This window comes from Halomonas sp. OfavH-34-E (assembly GCF_024124525.1).
Taxonomy (GTDB): Bacteria; Pseudomonadota; Gammaproteobacteria; order Pseudomonadales; family Halomonadaceae; genus Halomonas; species Halomonas litopenaei.
The window spans coordinates 1-20,146 of the sequence record NZ_JAMXRY010000043.1; the positions used below are offsets into that span (position 1 = coordinate 1).

The 20,146-nt window shown below is 62.6% G+C and carries 16 protein-coding genes and 2 riboswitches; of the genes, 8 read left to right on the plus strand and 8 right to left on the minus strand.

Annotated features, from left to right (window positions below):
* The 4 genes from NH448_RS17075 to NH448_RS17090 all read left to right on the plus strand — a co-directional run.
* A partial coding sequence (locus tag NH448_RS17075; RefSeq protein ID WP_366078344.1) for a TRAP transporter substrate-binding protein occupies positions 1-993 on the plus strand: 993 nt, incomplete at its 5' end.
* Positions 994-1,115: 122 nt separating this feature from the next.
* Positions 1,116-1,667, plus strand: a complete 552-nt coding sequence (locus NH448_RS17080; protein WP_108131565.1) for a TRAP transporter small permease — start codon at positions 1,116-1,118, stop codon at positions 1,665-1,667.
* A gap of 3 nt (positions 1,668-1,670) precedes the next feature.
* Positions 1,671-3,011, plus strand: coding sequence for a TRAP transporter large permease (locus NH448_RS17085; protein ID WP_253029107.1), 1,341 nt, complete (start codon positions 1,671-1,673; stop codon positions 3,009-3,011).
* A gap of 83 nt (positions 3,012-3,094) precedes the next feature.
* A complete protein-coding gene (locus tag NH448_RS17090; protein WP_045991948.1) occupies positions 3,095-3,577 on the plus strand; it encodes a universal stress protein in 483 nt (160 codons plus the stop codon).
* A gap of 99 nt (positions 3,578-3,676) precedes the next feature.
* Here NH448_RS17090 and NH448_RS17095 read toward each other — a convergent pair whose 3' ends face one another.
* The 4 genes from NH448_RS17095 to NH448_RS17110 all read right to left on the minus strand — a co-directional run bounded on the left by NH448_RS17095 (position 3,677) and on the right by NH448_RS17110 (position 7,653).
* Positions 3,677-4,450 carry an IclR family transcriptional regulator gene (locus tag NH448_RS17095; protein WP_045991949.1) on the minus strand — a complete coding sequence of 258 codons (774 nt, stop codon included), beginning with the start codon at positions 4,448-4,450 and terminating at the stop codon, positions 3,677-3,679.
* A gap of 95 nt (positions 4,451-4,545) precedes the next feature.
* Positions 4,546-5,823, minus strand: coding sequence for a TRAP transporter large permease (locus tag NH448_RS17100; protein ID WP_045991950.1), 1,278 nt, complete (start codon positions 5,821-5,823; stop codon positions 4,546-4,548).
* Between the two features lie 10 nt (positions 5,824-5,833).
* Positions 5,834-6,421, minus strand: coding sequence for a TRAP transporter small permease (locus tag NH448_RS17105; RefSeq protein ID WP_222569188.1), 588 nt, complete (start codon positions 6,419-6,421; stop codon positions 5,834-5,836).
* Positions 6,421-7,653, minus strand: coding sequence for a TRAP transporter substrate-binding protein (locus NH448_RS17110; protein WP_253029108.1), 1,233 nt, complete (start codon positions 7,651-7,653; stop codon positions 6,421-6,423). The genes NH448_RS17105 and NH448_RS17110 overlap by 1 nt, the downstream gene beginning before the upstream one ends.
* Positions 7,654-7,878: 225 nt before the next feature.
* On the opposite strand from NH448_RS17110, the gene NH448_RS17115 reads away from it, so the two are divergent.
* Together NH448_RS17115 and NH448_RS17120 are read left to right on the plus strand one after the other, a co-directional pair.
* A complete protein-coding gene (locus NH448_RS17115; protein WP_253029109.1) occupies positions 7,879-9,510 on the plus strand; it encodes a choline dehydrogenase in 1,632 nt (543 codons plus the stop codon).
* Positions 9,511-9,694: 184 nt separating this feature from the next.
* Positions 9,695-10,744, plus strand: coding sequence for a putative sulfate exporter family transporter (locus tag NH448_RS17120; RefSeq protein ID WP_253029110.1), 1,050 nt, complete (start codon positions 9,695-9,697; stop codon positions 10,742-10,744).
* Between the two features lie 109 nt (positions 10,745-10,853).
* Here the strand turns inward: NH448_RS17120 and pta are convergent, their stop codons facing one another.
* The 4 genes from pta to tenA all read right to left on the minus strand — a co-directional run bounded on the left by pta (position 10,854) and on the right by tenA (position 17,356).
* A complete protein-coding gene (gene pta / locus NH448_RS17125) occupies positions 10,854-13,016 on the minus strand; it encodes a phosphate acetyltransferase (protein ID WP_253029111.1) in 2,163 nt (720 codons plus the stop codon).
* On the minus strand, positions 13,013-14,227 hold the full coding sequence (locus NH448_RS17130) for an acetate kinase (RefSeq protein WP_045991953.1): 1,215 nt from the start codon (positions 14,225-14,227) through the stop codon (positions 13,013-13,015). Before NH448_RS17130 ends, pta begins: the two co-directional genes overlap by 4 nt.
* A 284-nt stretch (positions 14,228-14,511) precedes the next feature.
* On the minus strand, positions 14,512-16,464 hold the full coding sequence (gene thiC / locus NH448_RS17135; protein ID WP_045991954.1) for a phosphomethylpyrimidine synthase ThiC: 1,953 nt from the start codon (positions 16,462-16,464) through the stop codon (positions 14,512-14,514).
* 77 nt (positions 16,465-16,541) lie between these two features.
* Positions 16,542-16,676: riboswitch (TPP riboswitch) on the minus strand.
* Between the two features lie 11 nt (positions 16,677-16,687).
* Positions 16,688-17,356: a thiaminase II gene (gene tenA / locus NH448_RS17140; protein WP_045991955.1), complete on the minus strand. Its 669-nt coding sequence runs from the start codon at positions 17,354-17,356 to the stop codon at positions 16,688-16,690.
* Positions 17,357-17,437: 81 nt separating this feature from the next.
* Positions 17,438-17,591, minus strand: a riboswitch (TPP riboswitch).
* 763 nt (positions 17,592-18,354) lie between these two features.
* Here tenA and NH448_RS17145 point away from each other — a divergent pair.
* Entirely contained in the window at positions 18,355-19,413 is a 1,059-nt protein-coding gene (locus NH448_RS17145; protein WP_124802454.1) for a GSCFA domain-containing protein, read from the plus strand.
* A complete protein-coding gene (locus NH448_RS17150) occupies positions 19,410-20,114 on the plus strand; it encodes a hypothetical protein (protein ID WP_124802452.1) in 705 nt (234 codons plus the stop codon). The genes NH448_RS17145 and NH448_RS17150 overlap by 4 nt, the downstream gene beginning before the upstream one ends.
* Positions 20,115-20,146 lie beyond the last annotated feature (32 nt).

Consider the following 20,146-nt stretch of genomic DNA (forward strand, 5'->3'; position numbering starts at 1 on the left):
CGCCCGCTGGTGGCGGCGGTCGCCCTGGCGCTGCTGGGCGCCGCTGGCTCGGCCCAGGCGACAACCTGGAAGATGGCGCTGGGCGACGCCGCCGGTGGCACCCAGCACGAGATGGGACAGACCTTCGCCAAGCTGATCGAGGAAAAGTCCGGCGGCGACGTCAGCGTGGACCTGTTTCCCAACGGCCAGCTGGGCAGTGAGCAGGATACCGTCAACAACGCCAGCATGGGCCTGCTCGACCTGTCGGTACTGGCGATCAACAACATCACGCCGTTCTCGCCGACGGTCGGGGTGATGACGCTGCCCTACGTGATCCAGAGTCCCGAGGACGCCCGCACCCTGACCCAGGGCGAGATCGGCCAGGAGATGGTCGACAACACCATTCGTGACGCCGGCGTGCGGATACTGGGCTGGGCCTACTCCGGCTGTCGCCGTCTGACCAACTCGGCGAGGCCGGTGGCGAGCCCCGAGGATCTGGATGGCCTGGTCATCCGGGTGCCCAAGAACGAGATCATGATCTCCGCCTACCAGTCCTGGGGCGTCAATCCCAACCCGCTGGCCTGGTCGGAGACCTTTACCGCCCTGCAGCAGGGCGTCGTCGACGGCCAGGACAACCCCTACATCACCATCGACGCGATGAAGTTCTACGAGGTCCAGGATCACGTCACCGACAGCTGTTATGTGTTCTCCATGGAGCCGTTGATCATGGGTGAAGGCATGTTCCAGAGTCTGTCCGAGCAGCAGCAGCAGTGGGTGCTGGAGGCCGCTCAGGAGGCCACCGACCACAGCTACGAGTATCTGCTGGCCCAGGAAGACGCGATCAAGACCCGGCTGGTGGAAGAGCACGGCATGGAGATCACCGAGCCCGCCGATGGCGAGCAGGCGTGGATCGAACAGGCCACCGCCATCTGGCCCGACTTCTACGACAGCATCGGCGGCAAGGCCAAGCTCGACGAGGCGCTCGCCGCGCTGGGACGTGAGCCAGCCCCCTGATCTGTCACGACGTCGCTATCGTCTTGAATCCTCCCGGCGCCTGACTCCAGGCGCCATGAATCATGGCACCGCCGGACGTCTGCCATTGGACGCCAGGTGGTGCCTGCTCAGAGGTCGTCGTGATGAATCGTCTATGGAAGCTCGTGGACAACCTCGAGAACTGGCTGTGCCAGCTGTTGCTGGTGACCTTTGTGGCGCTGCTGTTTGCCCAGATCATGCTGCGCAACCTGTTCAGCTATTCGCTGCCCTGGGCCGATGAGCTGGCTACCTACGCCTTCGTCTGGTTCGCCTACCTGGGGGCGGTCTACGCCGCCAAGAAGTCGGCCCACAACCGTGTCACCTTCCAGTTCCGTTTCTTCCCGCGCTGGGTGGAGCTGGCCTGCGGTGCGCTGACCGACCTGATCTGGATCGCCTTCAACCTGGTCTTCATCTGGCTCAGTTACGACTTCGTGTTCAACAAGATGAATACCTTCTGGAAGTCCCAGACCCTGGGCATCCCGATGAAGGTGTTCTACCTGATCCTGCCGCTGGCCTTTGTGCTGATGACCCTGCGCATCCTGCAGAACAACTACCTGCGCTTCGTCAAGCATCGCGAGCCCGTCGATCCCGAGGCCGAGGCCATCGCCGAGGCCAAGTCCTCGACGCTGTCGTCATCCAACGAGAAGGGAGACTGATCCATGGAGACGACCATCATCTACGTGCTGTTCGGGGTTTTCTTTCTGCTGCTGGTGCTGGGCGCGCCGATCACGGTGTCGCTGGGGGTGGCCGCGCTTGCCACCTATCTGTCGCTGGGGGAGAACCCCATGGCCTTCGTGCAGATCGCCTTCACCTCGGTGGGGTCCTTTCCGCTGATGGCGCTGCCGGCCTTTATCCTCGCCGGGGCCTTGATGGAAGCCGCCGGCATTTCGCGACGCCTGGTGGATATCGCCGAGGCCTTCGCCGGGCCGGTGACCGGCGGTCTCGCCGCCGCCACGGTGTTCGCCTGCATGTTCTTCGGCGCGATTTCAGGCTCAGGGCCCGCCACCACCGCGGCGGTGGGCATGCTGATGATCCCGGCCATGGCCAACCGCGGCTATGATCGCGGCTATGGCTCTGCCATCACGGCGTCCTCCGGTGGCCTCGGCGTGGTGATACCGCCGTCCATTCCCATGGTCATCTTTGGTATCTCGGGGATGGGGCTGCAGCCACCGGCGCAGGCCGTGGCCGCTCACGGCGCCTTCCAGACGCTGTCGATTCCGAAGCTGTTCATCGCCGGCATCCTGCCCGGCATGGTGATCGCTGGCTGCCTGTTGACCGTCAACTACATCATCTCGCGCCGGCGCGGCTACAGCGGGCTGAGCGACAGCTGGTCCTGGGACACCATCGCCAGGAGTCTGAAGCGTGGCGTGTGGTCGATCCTGGCGCCGCTGATCATCCTCGGCGGTATCTACAGCGGTCTGTTCACGCCCACCGAGTCGGCCATCGTGGCCATCGCCTACACCCTGATCGTCGGCATCTTCCTGCACCGCGAGCTCAAGTGGAAGCCTACGCTCAAGACTCTGGAGACCACCACCTGGATCACCGGACGGGTGCTATTGATCCTGTTCACCGCCACGGTATTCGGCCGCTTGCTGGTCGAACAGCGGGTGCCGGCGGTGATCGCCGAGGGCATGCTGGGACTGACCGATAACCTGTACTTGATCTGGGCCATGGTTATCGCATTTCTGCTTTTTGTCGGCATGTTCATGGAAACCCTGGCGGCTATCATGATCCTGACGCCGGTATTGCTGCCGATCATGTACATGCTGGGCATGGACCCGGTGCACGTCGGTATCGTCGTCGTCTGTGCCCTGGCCATCGGCTTCCAGACGCCGCCCCTGGGGGAGAACCTGTTCGTGGCCTCGGGCATTGGCGGCGCCTCCATCGAGGAGATATCGATCAAGGCGCTGCCGTTTGCCGCAAGCTCGGTGTTCGCGCTGTTCGTGATCGCCTACTTCCCGGAAATATCGCTGTGGCTACCCCGTATGCTGGGGTATTGATTGCGCACCGTCAGCGCACCGCAAAAAAGGCCGGGTGTCTTCGCATGTCGCGGCGACCCGGCCTCTCGCCAAGGAGTCACGCCATGCCTGTTTCGATCTCGCGTCTTCTCTGTTGCCTGGGGCTGAAGGACGATTGCCGCCAGGTGCTTGCCCACACCCTGACGCTGGCCAAGGCCACCGGGGCCGAGGTTCACGTGCTGCATGCGGTCAAGTCGTTGTCCGATGACGTCATGCATACCCTCAAGGCCAACATCGGTGAACGCGCCACCCTGGATGGCTTGATGGAGCAGCGCCTGCGTCTGGCGCGAGAGCGTCTGGACGAATTTGTCGAGGCCTTCTGGCAAGAGCACGAAGCGAACCTGCCTGGGCGCGAGGTGGTGGCCGCCAAGTCGGTGCTGGAGGGTTACCCGGCATCGGAGATTACCCGCTACGCCGTGCGCCATGACTGCGACATGATCATCATGGCCACCAACAAGCGCGGCTTCGCCTCGTCCTATGCAGGCCGGGTGACCAAGGGCGTGATCAAGCGTGCCAGTGTGCCGGTGGTGGTGGTGCCACCGATGTAGCCACGAAGAACGTCAGTCTGGCTGGCCGAGCGTGTCCTGACCCGATCGGTCAGTCAGCGTACCTTGGCAATGCGTTCATGCGTTCATGCGTTCGTATGCTCAGTGGTCGAAGGTATCCTGCAGCTGCCCGGCGATACGCCGCATCAAGGGCGCCCACTCCATCAGCGAGTCGATGCTGTGGCGCAGCCGGGGCGCGTGGATCGCCAGCGTCGCCTGGATGCGCCCGGTCTGGTCGTACACCGGCACGGCGATGGCCACCATGCCCTGGATGAACTCCTCGTTGTCGGTGCTCAGCTCCTTTTCGGCGATGTCCGCCAGGCGTCGCTCCAGCTCGTCTGCTTCGGTGGCGGTGTAGGGGGTATAGGCCTCCAGCGGCAGGTGCTTGAGCAGCTGGCGGCGCTGGGCCGGCCCCATCAGCGCCAGAAACATCTTGCCGCTGGCGGTGCAGTGCAGCGGAAGACGTGAGCCCGGCGGCAGCTGTATGCGTACCGGCCAGTTGGTCTCCACCCGTTCGTAGTAGAGCACCTCGTGACCTTCGAGCAGGGTCAGGTTGCAGGTTTCGTTGACCTCTTCGGCCAGGCGCTTGAGCAGCATACGGCGCGGCGCCTTGAGGCTCTCGTTGGCGAGCACGCCCATGGCCATGCGGTGCAGTCGTTCGCCGGGAAGCAGATGCCGTCCTTCCACGTCGCGCACGATCAGATCCTGCTCTTCGAGCTGCTTGAGCAGGCGATGCAGGGTGGGCTTGGGAATGTCGAGCTGACGCTCCAGGTCCGAGGCGCTGACGCCGTGGATCGAGGTGGCGATGGTTTCCAGCAGTACCAGGCCTCGTTGCAGCGTCGAATTGGTCGTGGTCCGAGTGCTTGCTGTAGACATACGCGATCCTTGACGACGGAAAATGGTGGCAGGCACTCATGATAACGCGGCAAGCCCGGTGAGGCTTGCCGCGTGCTCCTGCTTGCCTGTCGGTGTTACAGGTTCACCAGCATCAGTGACAGCGCCGGCCACATCGAGATGGCGATCCAGCAACTGATCAGCGCAATGAAGTAGGGGATGACGAACTTCACCAGGCGCAGGTAGGGGATCCCGGTGATGCTCGAGGCCACGTAGAGGTTGAGGCCGAAGGGCGGGGTGACGAAGCCGATGGCGGCGCCGACCAGGAAGATCACCGCGAAGTGGATCGGGTCGACCCCGGCGTTCTGGGCGATGGGCGCCAGGATCGGTGCCAGGATGATGGTCACCGGCAGGCTCTCGAGGATCATCCCGGCCAGCAGGATCATCAGCATGCAGGCCCCCAGGATCACGTAGTAGTTGCCCAGACCACTGAGCAGGTCCTGCAGCGCCTGGCCCGCGCCCAGCACCGACAGCAGTTGCTGCATCACCACCGAGATCGCGATCAACGGCGCCAGCATGCCGGCGATCTGGCCCGAGCGCAGCATGATCGAGGGCAGCGCGGTGAAGCGAATCTCGCGGGTGATCAGTAGCCCCGCGATCAGGGTGAAGCCCACGGTGATGGCGGCGGCCTCGGTGGGCGAGAACTTGCCCGAATAGATGCCGTAGATCACCACCCCGATGGTAGCGAAGCCGAGATAGGCGCGCCTGGCGAAGCGCGCGCTTTCACCGGCCTTGAACGGAATCAGGGTGCCCCAGCCGTGACGTCGCGCCACCAGGTGACAGGCCGCCATCATGCCGAACACCATCATCGCCCCGGGGATCATGCCGGCGATGAACAGGTCGCTGATCGACAGGTTCATCATGAAGCCGTAGACGATAAAGATGATCGACGGCGGGATGATGATGCCGACCGTTCCGCCGGAGGCGGCGGTGGCGGCGGAAAAGCGCTCGTCGTAGCCGTTCTTGACCATCTCCGGCTGCATGATCGAGCCGATGGTGGCGGTGGTGCCGGCGTTGGACCCGGAGATCGCCGCGAACAGGCCGCAGGCGCCGAGGGTGGCCATGCCCATGCCGCCACGCAGCCAGCCCAGTACCGAATAGGCGAAGTCGGACAGTCGCTTGGCGATGCCGGCGGCGTTGATCAAGTCGCCGGTCAGGATGAACAGCGGCAGGGCCAGCAGGCCGAAGAAGCTCAGGCCCTGGAACAGGGTGACCCCAATATTGGCCAGGGTGAAGTCGATGATCAGGCTGGTGCCGACCACCCACAGGCCGATGACCAGGAAGATCGGTACCCCCAGCAGAAAGATGGTGGTGCAGCCCGCGGTGACCAGGCCGATAAGCATGCCGTCGGTCATGACGTCTCTCCTAGTCCATGATGGACGGTTGCAGGTTGAACGGCTCGCGGCGCCGGAAGCGTGCGATGTCGCTGGCCAGGTTCTGCAGCACCCGGAAGATGATCAGGGCCCAGGCCAGCGGCGTGGCCAGGTAGAACCACCACTGCATCACGTTGTCGGTGCCCGGCACGATGGCGAAGTTCATGTGCGCCAGTTCCACCTGGGCGATGGTGAAGTGGATGACCAGGGCGCCGAAGCCGATCCACAGCACGGCGTCGAGCACCTGGCAGGCGAACTGGCCGGCGTAGGGCAGGCGCATGCGAATCTCGTTGAGCGACAGGTGGGTACGCTGCTTGACGTTGAGCGAGGCGCCGAACCAGGTCAGCCACAGAAACAGCAGCACCGGAATGCTGGTGCTCCAGGGCGCCTGCAGGCTGAAGAAGAATCGGCGGATGACCTCGACGAAGATGATGCCCGCCATGCCGCTGTAGGAGATCAGGATGATCACCTTTTCCAGATTGGCGTCGAGCCACTTGAGTGGCGCCAGCCAGGCGGGGGTCGGCCGATCGGCGACGTCGTTCGACGTCGCCTGGGCCGCGGTGGCCTTGTGATCGGTCATTACGCCCTCCACCAGCGCTTCGGCGCCACGTTGACCGCCGCCATCTCACGCGGGATCTCCCGGGCGATGGTGTGGATTTCCTTGTAGATGTCGACGTCGCCGGCCCAGGCATTGAGCCGCTCGCGCCACTGCTCCCAGGGCTCTGGATTGAACTCCGGGGCGCATAGCTGCTCGGCCTGGGCGCGGATCTCGTCGGACAGCGGGGCCACCCGCACGTTGTTCTCGGCGAACACGGTGCCGGCGGCGGGGTGTTCGGTGGCGCCGACGATCTGGTAGCGGCCGGCCTCGTTCATGCCCTGGGTAAAGATCTGGGCGGCGTAGGCCGACTCCATCACTTGATCCTGCAGCTCGGCGTCCAGCGCCTCGAATTTCGACAGGTTCATGGCGGTGTGCTCGGTACCGGCGAAGAAGCGCAGGTCGACCGCCTGGGACACCACCGGCGCCATGCCAGCGTAGGCCACCGCGCTCATCCAGGTCTCGGCGCCGTCCAGCAGGCCCTGACGCAGGCCGTCCAGGGTCTCTTCCCAGGCCACCGGGACCGGGTTGAGGCCAAGCTGTTCCATGGCGATGCGGCCAAGCTGGGTGCCGGTGACGCGGTTCTTGGTGCCCTGCAGCACCTCGAGGCTGTCCACTAGCGGCTTGCCGGCCCAGCTCTGGCCCATCATCAGCCCGCGCAGGTCGCAGTGGGTGAACAGGAACTGCAGGTTGTGGCGCTGGCGCATCGGCTCGCGCAGCAGGGCCTCGCTGCGAGGGTCGTAGAAGAAGTGAAACATCGAGGCGACGCTCGGGAACATGTAGGCGAAGTCCAGCACGTTCAGGTAGGGCGCGCCGCCGGCGGAGTTCTGGGTCGAGGCCGAGAAGATGTCGACGATGCCCTGCTGGGCCTTGCTGACGCAATCGAGCTGGTTGCAGACCTCGTTGGAGCCCATGAACTCGACGCGGATGGCGCCGTTGGTGCGCTCCTCGACGTCACGGGCGAAGAACAGCTGCCCGGACTTCTGGATATCGAGATTGCGCTCGTTGAAGCCCGAGGCGCCAAAGCGCAGCTGGAACTTGGGTTCGGTCTGATAGCGGCGTTGCTGCTCGGCGTCGGCGGCTCGGGCCAGGCTCGAAGCGGTGAGGCCAGCGCCCAGACCACTGGCGGCCAGCAGCGTGGAGGTCATGCCGAAGCGACCCGAGATATTCAGGAAGTCGCGGCGCGACACGTCTGATGAGAAGAGGCGTGAACTCATGGAAGGCTCCCAGTCTTGTGTTTGGTGTAGGGATGCAGGGGAGTGCCGGGGCGTTCGCGCTTGGCGATCGTCGCCTGGCACCGGGCCCGATAAAGGGCCTTGACCACACCTTAGAAGTCTCTCGGGAATAGATCAATAAAAATGAGTTTTTTTGTCTCGATATTGATCTTTTGAGAAAACTGTCTAGCATAAATTGAGATAAAACGTCTCGATTGAGTGAGCGACATGACAACCACAACACCACCGCCAGAGGCTTTCGACTACATCATCGTGGGGGCGGGCTCCGCCGGCTGCGTGCTGGCCAACCGCCTGAGCGAGGACCCCGAGGTGTCGGTACTGCTGCTCGAGGCCGGCGGGTCCGACTGGAATCCGTGGATCCACGTGCCCGTGGGCTACTTCAAGACCATGCACAATCCGGCCACCGACTGGTGCTACCTCACCGATCCCGACGAGGGCATCGACGGTCGCCGGCTGCAGTGGCCCAGAGGCAAGGTGCTGGGAGGGTCAAGCTCGCTCAATGGGCTTCTGTACATTCGCGGTCAGCGCGAGGACTACGACGATTGGGCGCAGCTGGGCAACGACGGCTGGGACTACGACTCGGTGCTGCCCTACTTCAAGAAGTCGGAGTGCCAGGAGCGGGGCGCCGATGACTACCACGGCGCCGACGGGCCCTTGAAGGTCTCGGATCTGCGCCTGCGCCGCGAGATCGCCGAACGCTTCATCGAGGCGGCCAAGGCCTCGGGGATTCCCGAGAACCGCGACGTCAACGGGGCCAGGCAAGAAGGCGTGGGCTACTTCCAGCAGACCTCCTACAAGGGCTTTCGCTGCTCGACCGCCAAGGCGTTTCTGCGTCCGGCGCTCAAGCGCCCCAATCTCACCCTGGTCAAGCGAGCCCACTGTCAGCGGCTGCTGCTGGAGGGCAAGCGCGTGGTCGGGGTCGAGTACCGCCAGGGGCAGAGCACCCATCGGGCAAGCGCCAGGCTCGAGGTGCTGCTGTCCAGCGGCGCCATCGGCTCGCCGCAGATCCTGCAGTGCTCCGGCATCGGGGACCCCGACCACCTGGCCGAGGTCGGCGTCGACTGCCATCATGCACTACCAGGCGTCGGCGAGAATCTGCAGGACCATCTGCAGATCCGGCTGGTGTTCAAGACCTCCTGTCGCACCCTCAACGACGAGGTGCGTCATCCGCTGAGAAAGCTGGCGGTAGGCACCCAGTACGCCCTGACCCGCACCGGACCGCTGACCCTGGCGGCCAGTCAGGTGTGCATCTTCACCCAGTCGCGGGAGGGCCTGGATCGCCCGGATATCCAGTTCCATATGCAGCCGCTGTCGGCGGACAAGCCGGCCGAAGGGGTGCATCCGTTCTCGGCCTTCACCTCCTCGGTGTGCCAGTTGCGTCCGACCAGCCGGGGGCGTATTCGCATCACCAGCGCCGACCCCGCCGTCTATCCCTCGATCCAGCCCAACTATCTGAGCACCGAAGAAGACTGTCGCGTGGCGGTGGACGCCATCAAGGTGGCGCGACGCATCGCCGAGCAGGCACCGCTTGCCGAGGTGATCACCGATGAATACGTGCCGGGGCGGGAGTATCAGAGCGACGAGCAATTGCTCGAGGCCGCCCGGCGCTACAGTCAGACCATCTACCACCCGGCGGGCACCTGCAAGATGGGCCACGACGACCTGGCGGTGGTCGATGACCGACTGCGGGTGCACGGCCTCGAGGGACTGAGGGTGGTGGACGCTTCGATCATGCCGATCATCGTCTCGGGAAACACCAACGCCCCGACCATCATGATCGCCGAACGCGCGGCGGACATGATCAAGGCCGATCGCCGTGCCCAGGCGCGAGTCGCTTGACGTGCAGCGCTGGAATCTCGACAGCGGATCGATGCCATCGGGGCCTGGCCTTACTCGAGGCCGCGCTCTGGCCCTAACGTCGCGACAGCGGGCTGGGCCAGGATCAAATCAATAGCGCGTCATCGGCTGACCCGCTGAGCGCGACCCCCTGACATGCGAACAACGAATAAACGAGAGGACGCCCATGTCCCAGCCAACGACACACGCCAAGCCCGAGACGCCCGTGACCGGATGGCGTCGCCATCTGGAGCCCGCCCGGGAGCGCATGCCGGGGGTGCTGATCTGCATCACCATTGCCCTGGCCACCACCTTTATCGCCGATCACTACGGTGGCCCGACCCTGCTCTACGCACTGCTGTTCGGCATGACCCTGCACTTTCTCAGCGAGCAGGGCCCTTGCCTGGTGGGGGTGGAGTTTGCCGCCCGCACCATCCTCAGGCTGGGTGTTGCCCTGCTGGGTGTACGCATCACCTTGGAGCAGGTAGCGGAACTCGGGATCGGCCCGGTGGTGACGGTGGTCGCCGGGGTGGTGCTGACCATTCTGGCGGGAAGCGTGCTGGCGCGACTGCTGGGATTGAAAAATGACCTGGGGCTGCTGACCGGCGGGTCGGTGGCGATCTGCGGCGCCTCGGCGGCACTGGCGCTGTCTGCGGCGATGCCGCGCAACGAGATCGCCGAGCGCAATACCATCCTGACCGTGGTTGGCGTGACGACGCTGTCCACCGCCGCCATGGTGCTCTACCCGCTGCTGGTCGGCGCGCTGGAACTGACCGACACCCAGGCCGGCATCTTTCTTGGTGGCACCATCCATGACGTCGCCCAGGTGGTCGGTGCCGGCTATATGATCTCCGACGAGACCGGCGATATCTCAACCTTCGTCAAGCTGTTGCGGGTCGCCATGCTGGTGCCGGCGGTGATGGTGTTCATGCTGCTGTTTCGCCGCGCCCGTGGCGGTGAAGGTGGCAAGGTGCCGATGTTCCCGAGCTTCCTGGTGGCCTTCGTGGTGCTGGTGCTGATCAACAGCCTTGGCGTGATCCCCCAGGTGATGGTCGAGGGCATGACCGACCTGTCGCGCTGGTGCCTGGTCACCGCCATCGCCGCACTCGGTATCAAGACCTCCTTCCAGAAGCTCGCCGTGGTTGGCTGGAAGCCCGTCATCCTGATGGTCGCCGAGACCGTCTTCCTGCTTGGGCTGGTGCTGGTGTGCCTGTATACCGGCATCGCCGAGTGGTAGCGAGCGGTCCCGGGCGAGTTAGAAAGCAACGCAAAGCCCACACAAACACCGAGGCCCCGGTTCTCCGGGGCCTCGGCGTTTCTCACGGTCTGTGGCGCTGTTCTGGTCGTTACTGACCGGCCTGGATCGCGGTCAGCGCAATCGTATAGACGATGTCCTCGACCAGGGCGCCCCGGGACAGGTCGTTGACCGGCTTGTTGAGGCCCTGAAGCATGGGGCCGATGCTGACTACCCGAGCGCTGCGCTGGACCGCCTTGTAGGTGGTGTTGCCGGTATTCAGATCCGGGAACACGAACACCGTGGCGCGGCCGGCCACCGGTGACTCCGGTGCCTTCTGCCGGGCCACGCTGGCGATGGCCGCAGCGTCATACTGCAGCGGGCCATCGATGGCCAGGTGCGGGGCCCGTTCCCTGGCGATGCGGGTGGCCTCGCGGACCTTGTCGACGTCGGCGCCGCTGCCGGACTCGCCGGTGGAGTAGCTGATCATGGCGACCCGCGGCTCGATGCCGAAGGCCTCGGCGCTGGTGGCGCTCTGCAGGGCGATCTCGGCCAGCGCCTCGGCGTCGGGGTCGGGGTTGACCGCGCAGTCACCGTAGACCACCACCTGGTCGGGCAGCAGCATGAAGAACACCGACGACACCTGGCCGTAGCCGGGGGCGGTCTTGATCAGCTGAAAGGCCGGGCGCACGGTGTTGGCGGTGGTATGCACGGCGCCGGAGACCAGGCCATCGACCTCGCCTTCGGCGAGCATCATGGTACCCAGCACCACGCTGTCATGAAGCTGGGCCTCGGCGGTCAGCGGGGTCAGCTTGCCACGCCGGCGCTCGACCATGGGGGCGACAAAGCGACCACGCTCGGCGTCCGGGTCGAGGATCTGCAGATCGTCGGGCAGCTCCAGACCTCGCGCCTTGGCCACCTCCAGGATGGCGCGACGCTTGCCCAGCAGCACGCAGTTGGCGATACCGCGACGCTGGCACAGGATGGCCGCTTCCAGGGTGCGCGGCTCGTCGCCTTCGGGCAGCACGATACGCCGACGCTTGTGCTGGGCCATGCTGACCAGTTGATGGCGGAAGGCTGCCGGTGACAGGCGGCGCTGGGCGTCGTCGTGAATTAGTGCCAGCAGCCAGTCACGATCCAGGTGATCGGCGACGAAGGCGCAGATGGCCTCGGCGCGCTCGTGATCATCGACCGGAATGCTGCCGGACATCTCGGTGAGCCGGGCCACGGTGGCGTAGCTGTCGGTGTCCACCGAGAGGACCGGTAGCCCCGAGGCCAGCGCCGGGCGACAGACGTCGATCAGCTGCTGGCTGGGTGACTCGCCGTGGGTCAGCAAGAGACCTGCCAGGGGCACGCCGTTCATGGTGGCCAGCGCCGCCGCCAGCAGGGTGTCGTCGCGGTCCCCGGGGGACACGATCAGCTCGCCGGGACGCAGGGCGTAGAGCAGGTGCTCGGCGCTGCGGGCCCCCAGCGTCGAGTGAGCGACGCGGCGGCGATCGGCTTCGCCGTGGTGCAGGATCCTGGCATCGAGGGCGCGGGCCACGTCTACCACTCGCGGTGCGGTCAGGGAGGCCCGGTAGGGCACCGCCGCGACCACCGGCAGGGTCAGATCGGCGCCGCTGGCGAGCTGCTGCTGCCAGTGCTGGCGATGGGCGCGGGCCTCGACCTCGCTGACCGAGGCCAGGGTCTGGTCGATGGCAGAGCCGTCGCCGTCCCCCGGCAGTCGCATCAGCATGGCACCCAGAGTACGGACCGAACCCACCGCGTCGATGCTCTGGCGATGGAACTGCAACTGCTTGGCCAGCTCCTGGGGATCGGCGATCTGGCCATCGGCGACCAGTACCACCTGGGCGTCGAGGGCACTGGCCAGGCGCACGTTGAGGTCGAAGGCGTAGGCGTTTCGCGGCAGTGGGCGAACGCCCTCCACCACGATCAGCGCCGGTGCCTTGCCGGTGGCAGGGCGGGCGACGCGGGCGTGGCGCTCCACGGCGAGTTCCAGCAGACCATCGCGATCGTCGCGGCCGAGATACTGCTCCAGTGTCTGGCGCGAGATCGGACGCGGCGAACCTATGCCCAGGGTACTGGCCACCAGCGAGCGGGCGCGTTCGTCGTTGTCACTTGCCTGCTCGCCACCTTCGGACTGGCTGAAGGGCTGCAGAAAACCCGCGTCCAGCCCCAGCGTATCCAGCGCACGAAGCAGGCCGAGGCCGGCGGAGGTGAGGGCGACGCCGTCGTCGATGGGGATCAGCAGCAGCGTGCGGGACTGGGTGCTCACAGAACCTCCTCGAGCTTTGGCGTGGACGTCAGGCTCACGATCAATTCCCGGGTCTGGCTGGCGATATAGCCTTCCTCGTCGGTGGGGATGACGCGGATCTCCGGCGCCGAGCTGGCGCCTCGGTCGTGGATCTGGCCTTCCTCGCCACGCCCGAGGCTCTCGTTGGCGTCAGCGTCCAGGCGCACACCGAGGGCCTCCAGGTGGCCCAGCGTCCGGGCGCGCACCAGGGCAGAGTTTTCGCCGATGCCGCCGGTGAAGGCGATGCCGTCGATCCGGGGCAGGGCACAGGCCAGGCCCGCCAGGGACTTGGCCAGGCGGTAGCAGAAGACTTCGATGGCCAGGCTCGCGCCGGCGTGACCTTCACTGGCGGCCTGTTCGAGCTCACGCATGTCGTTGGTCAGCTCGGACAGCCCCAGCAGTCCGCTCTTCTGGTTGAGCAACTGATCGACGCCCTCCAGCGACATGCCCAGCTGCCGCGCCAGGTGCAGGTGCAGGCCGGGGTCGACGTCACCGCTGCGGGTGCCCATCACCAGGCCTTCCAGCGGGGTCATGCCCATGCTGGTGTCCAGGCTTCTGCCGGCCCACACCCCGGTGGCGGAGCAGCCATTGCCCAGGTGGGCAATCAGCCAGCCGCCTTCACCACGGGCGCTGACTTCTGCCAGGCGGCCGGTCACGTAGGCATGGCTCGAGCCGTGGAAGCCGTAGCGACGGATGCCGTGTCGGCTGTAGAGCTCTTCGGGGATGGCGTAGCGGTAGGCGTGGGGCGGCAGGGTCTGGTGGAAGGCGGTATCGAACACCGCCACCTGAGGCAGATCCTCGAACAGCCGGCGCGTGGCGACGATACCGTCGAGGTTGGCCGGATTGTGCAAGGGAGCCAGGCTGATGGTCTGGCGAATGGTGCGCACCACGGCGTCGTCGAGCAGGGTAGCGGCGGTGAAGCGCTCGCCGCCGTGTACCACCCGGTGGCCGATACCGATGGGCCGGTGGACGCCAAGGTGCTCAAGAATCGTCTTGAGCGCCAGGGCGTGGGTCGCACGGGGAAGCGAGACCTCGCGGGCGCTGCCGTGTTCGTCCGTCAGCTTGAGGCGAGCCTCGTGGCTGCCCAGGCGCTCGGCGATACCGGACAGTCGGGGAGCGTCGGGGGCCTGATCGATCAGCGCGAACTTGATCGAAGAGGAGCCGCAGTTGATCACCAGAATCGGGGCTTTCATGCCATCTCCAGAAAAGACGCCTTGGTGAGGCGAGAATGCGTGGGATGGCGGCGAATCTAGCACCGCCCCGGGGCGCGAATAATTGGCCTGGGGAGGTAGTCGAACGGCTTTGCTGGTGGATCCGACGAAGCCGTGATGAGCGTCAAGTGCATGAATCTTCGGATTAGACTTTTGTCTAACTTTGTGCGGCAGAACTGGAACCGGGCGTACAAGACTTGCATCCCCGAGCAGTCGAACGCTGCCCGGGGATGCGCCGGGGAATGGCTTGTCTCAGACCTCCTTGTTCAAACCTCCTTGTACAGCTCAGCGCCTTGTTCACGGAAGACCCGGGCGCGCTCCTCCATGCCGGCCATGACGGCGTCGCCGTCACCCTCCAGGCCGTTGTCGCGGGCGTAGTCGCGGACCTCCTGGCTGATCTTCATGGAACAGAACTTGGGGCCGCACATGGAGCAGAAGTGGGCCACCTTGGCGGAGTCCTTGGGCAGCGTCTCGTCGTGATAGGCGCGGGCGGTGTCAGGGTCGAGGCCCAGGTTGAACTGGTCCTCCCAGCGGAACTCGAAACGCGCCTTGGACAGGGCGTTGTCGCGGCGCTGGGCGCCGGGATGCCCCTTGGCCAGGTCGGCGGCGTGGGCGGCAATCTTGTAGGTGATGATGCCGGTCTTGACGTCGTCCTTGTCGGGCAGGCCCAGGTGTTCCTTGGGGGTGACGTAGCACAGCATGGCGCAGCCGTACCAGCCGATCATCGCCGCTCCGATGCCCGAGGTGATGTGGTCGTAGCCCGGGGCGATATCGGTCACCAGTGGCCCAAGGGTATAGAAGGGCGCCTCGTCGCAGTACTCGAGCTGCTTGTCCATGTTCTCCTTGACCAGGTGCATGGGCACGTGGCCGGGGCCTTCGATCATCACCTGGACGTCGTGCTTCCAGGCGATATGGGTCAGCTCACCCAGGGTCTTGAGCTCCGCCATCTGGGCCTCGTCGTTGGCGTCGGCCACCGAGCCCGGACGCAGGCCATCGCCCAGCGAGAAGGCCACGTCGTACTGCTTGCAGATCTCGCAGATTTCCTCGAAGTGGGTGTAGAGGAAGCTTTCCTGGTGATGGTAAAGGCACCACTTGGCCATGATCGAGCCACCGCGGGAGACGATGCCGGTGACCCGGTTGGCGGTCAGCGGCACGTAGCGCAGCAGCACGCCTGCGTGGATGGTGAAGTAGTCCACGCCCTGTTCGGCCTGCTCGATCAGGGTGTCGCGGAACACCTCCCAGGTGAGGTCCTCGGCCACGCCCTTGACCTTCTCCAGCGCCTGATAGAGCGGCACCGTGCCGATCGGTACCGGCGAGTTGCGGATGATCCACTCGCGGGTTTCGTGGATGTTCTGGCCAGTGGACAGATCCATGATGGTATCGGCGCCCCAGCGGATGCCCCAGGTCATCTTCTCGACCTCTTGCTCGATGGAGGAGGTCACCGCCGAGTTGCCCAGATTGCCATTGATCTTCACCAGGAAGTTGCGCCCGATGATCATCGGCTCGGCTTCCGGGTGGTTGATGTTGGCGGGGATGATGGCGCGCCCGGCGGCGACTTCCTGGCGCACGAACTCTGGGGTGATCTCCTCGGGAAGACGGGCGCCGAAGCCCTGCCCGGGATGCTGGTGGTCAAGGATGCGCTCGACCTCATCGCTGCCTCGATAGCCATCGGCCAGGGCCTGTCGACGCTGGTTCTCGCGGATGGCGATGAACTCCATCTCCGGGGTGATGATGCCGCGGCGGGCGTAGTGCAGCTGGGTAACATTGCCGGCGCGGCCATCGGCGCCACGACGTGCGCGGCGCGGCGTACGAGTCAGTTCGAAGCGCAGCGGAGCGAGCGTCGGGTCGTTGGCACGTCGGCGACCGTAGTCCGAGGTCGGGCCATCGAGCCATTCGGTGTCGTCGCGCTCCTCGATCCAGGGCCGGCGCAACTCGGCAAGCCCGCGACGCAGGTCGACCTCGACCTGGGGATCGGTGTAGGGGCCGGAGGTGTCGTAGACCAAGAGCGGCGGATTGGCCTCGTCGGCCCCGGAGGTGCGGGTCGCTGACAGCGAAATCTCGCGAAACGGCACCCGCAGGTCGTCGCGGGAGCCCTTTACATAGACCTTGCGCGAACCCGGCAGGGGCGTAACTGCGGCCTGGTCGACCTGGGCGGTCTCGGCCAGGAAGTGCGCGCTATGGCGGGGTTTGTTTGCGGAAACGGGTTGATCGAGCGGCATTGGCTTGTCCTTCTCACGGCACTGGGTGCTGGCGTTGTTGTGTGCATCGCGTGAGGAAGGAGGGGGCGTCGTGGCCTGGGCCGTGAGCGCTTGATCCCTACGCTGGTCCTCACCGCGATGCCATGGCATCGGGGTTACCCCCAGATCAGGTTCAACGGGTCCCATGCGCTGCATGATCTCAGCCGCCTCTGGCGGCCCCCCGTCAAGCGTGGTGCTTATTGTGTTAGTCGCTTAGATCGAGCCCCATCTGCCAGAAGTCGATCTCGAGTCGTGTCGCGTCGGCGAATATCCGTGACAGTCGCGCAAAGCGCTCGCCGGATACCTGGGCCAGCTGATCGTCGAGCCAGGCCTGCTCCTGGCGTGCGGCGGCCTGGAAGTCGTCGCTTTCGTACATGGCGATCCAGGTGTCGAAGGGATTGTCTGCACCGCGCAGGGTGTCCGAACGGGCGTTGAGCGTTCTCGCGATATCGGCGTAGCCGACCATGCAGGGGGCCAGCGCCACGTGCAGGTCCAGGAGGTCGCCGCGGCTGCCGGCGTCCAGCACGTAGCGGGTATAGGCCAGGGTAGCGCGAGCTTCGGGCAGCTCGGCGAGTTCGGCCTCGCCGATGCCCCAGTCACGGCAGAAGGCGAGATGCAGGCCGAGTTCCACATCGAGGATGGTCTTCATGCCGTCGAAGGCGCCGCGCAGCTCGTCGAGGCTGTGGCTCTTGTAGGCCGCCAGGGCGTAGGCCCGGGAGAACTGCAGCAGAAACAGATAGTCCTGCTTGAGGTAGTGACGGAAGCTGGCGTCAGCCAGTTCACCACGGCCAAGGGCGAGCACGAAGTCGTGTTCGATGTAGGCGTGCCAGTCATCGCGGCAGGCGTCGACAAGATCGGTAAAGCGGTAGCCCATGTTGCCTCCGGTTGGTGCGGATCCGGAGTGCGGCGGCTGAGGACACGGCGACGAGAAAGGAGGGAGGTGCGCGCGCAGGGGCTGTCACCACCGCCTGATTCCCTACGCCGGTTCAAGGTGTGAAGCCACACCGCACCCGGATCAGGTTCCACGGGATCGGCGCTGGCGGCCGGTGATTCGTCACCCTGGCCCTGCGCCATCTCAGCCGGATTCACCGGCACCCCGTCAAGCGAGTCTGGATCGAGTCTAGCATGACCTCGAAGGGAGTCCACCTCGGCTTGGCAAGAACCGATCCCGATCAGTAGATACGCCGCTGGGGGGAGGAGGTTTCCACGATATCGCGAGAGTGCAACTGCCCAGATATCTGGAGAAGTTTCCGCATGGTTGAGAATGCATTTTATCCGATTGAGGAAAAGTGGCGAAGTAGAGTCCTGATTGATCAATTCGACAAAGTTTCGACGATTTTGTTGTTATTTAAAGGGATATTTGCGTGGTTTTTCTTGGATGTTCTCTGGATTGTATTTGCGTGTTTTGCGGCTGCCTGATAGAGAATATGTGAGAGAATCTAGAGTGAAAAAAGTACGTTTGTTTTATCGATATTCTGACAGTCGTTGTGCGCTTGATGACTCCTTTGTGAAGAAGGGCAGAAAGTGACAGGTGTGTTGGTCCCGTCTTTATGGGAAGCATTGGTTCGCCGAGTTTTCATGGAAGCTAAAAATGCTTGCTTTGTTCTCTTTTGAACCACCCGTGGGGCAGGGAAATGGTGCATGGGAAAGGTTCTATGAAGGGCTCCGGGGCCGTTGTCAGTGCTCGTTTCTCAACACAATAGACAAATATTTCGCCTATCTTTTTTTATGCAAATATTTTAGAAAGGAAGACGAGATGCCAGTGTTGGCGTAAACACTCCTATTCGTCGTGGTAATGTGTGATTTAAGATAGACGTTATCAATTTTGTTCGTTCACGACCGATGTTATATATTATGTTTGAGGTGATTAATATGAATCCATATTCGACACTTCCAGACCGTGCCTTCTGGAAAAAAGCTGTATCAGAAAAGTCGATTTTTGACATATCCAATTTGTGGTCTCCAAAGTTCAAGATCACAAAGGATAGTAGGGTGGTTACCTTCGGTTCCTGCTTTGCGCAACATATTGGAAACGCTCTTGATAGCAGAGGGTTCAACTGGGTCTCGACAGAAACTCCACCTAGGGGGCTCTCGCAGGAAAATGCAAAAAAATACAATTACAATATATTTTCGGCAAGAACCGGGAATATATACACCACCTCATTGTTGAAGCAGTGGGTAGAGTGGGCAACAGGGATAAAAGAGCCGCCTGAGGAGATTTGGGAAAAGAACGGAAGGTTCTATGATCCCTTTCGCCCCGTGGTGGAACCAGAGGGTTTCTGTAGTAAAGAAGAGTTAATGCTCTCTCGAGAGGAGACAATAAAAGCGTTTAGGGAATGCATCTTCTCATCAGACTTCTTTGTCTTCACCTTAGGGTTGACTGAAAGCTGGTTCAATTCGGAATACGGCTACGAGTATCCGATGTGTCCCGGGACTTCAGCAGGGACCTACCTGAAAGGTATCCATGCGTTCAAGAATCAGATGTATCCCTCTGTGATGAATGATCTGCGAGATGCCATAGAAATAATGCGTCATGAGAATCCTGAGTTACGCTTTATATTGACAGTTTCCCCTGTTCCTTTGGTAGCGACAAACTCCAGGAACAACGTGATCGTCGCTACAATGGAATCCAAGTCAGTGTTGCGTGCCGTGGCTGGGCAGATTTCTAGAGGTTGTAATTATGTGGATTATTTTCCTTCGTATGAAATAATCAACAGCCCGGTTTTCAAGGGGGTGTTTTTCGAACCCAATCAACGAAGTGTTAACCCCCACGGTGTCGATTTTGTGATGAATCATTTTTTTTCTTCTCTGAGGAAAAAGTTTGGCGCTGAGATTTTCGGAAAACAAAACAAGAGGGTAGGTAGCGTAAAGAAAATGAATGATCTGGTTTGCGAAGAAGAGATCTTCGACGCCTTTGGAGGTAAGGAATGAAGAAAAATATTTGTGTGCTGGGCAATAGCCACGTTGGTGCTTTGAAAAGAGCCTGGGACCTGATGCCAGAGTGGCATCAAGAATATAATCTTGTCTTCTTTACCGCTAGAAGTAATGGCTTGGGTGGACTGTTTCTCATCGATAATAAACTGGTTCCAAAAACAGATAGATTAAAGAGGACCATCACCTATACATCGGGTGGCAAGAGTGAGATTGATATCGTTGAATATGATCTATTCTTGATTTACGGACTTCAGATGGAAGTTTTTTTTGTCGAACCTGGAAAATTTTTTTCATCAGCAGTAATAAAGCAAACCGTGCTGGATAGTGTCAAGGGTACGACGTCCTGGAAGATCATGGAAATGATCAGGAGCGTGACCAATAAAAAGATATATGTTGGACATAATCCCCTGCCTATTCGGAAGAAAGGTGATGATAGAAGTTATCCTCCGGAAAGCTACCTGTCCGGAATAAAGTTGATGAACGATGAAGTGTATGATAAATGCAATGCCGAGTTGATCGCTCAGCCTGCTGATACCATCGTCAACGGATGTTTTACGGAGCGGGAGCTCTCGAAGGGAAGTAAAAGATTGCCTGTAGGGGATGCCATGGATGAGGAAGCGCATCCAGACCATGATATCAGGCATATGAACGAAGAGTTCGGGAAAAAGTGGCTATCCTGCTTTTTAAGTAGAGATTGACAAAGGGTTTTCCTGGCGGATGTGTGTTATCC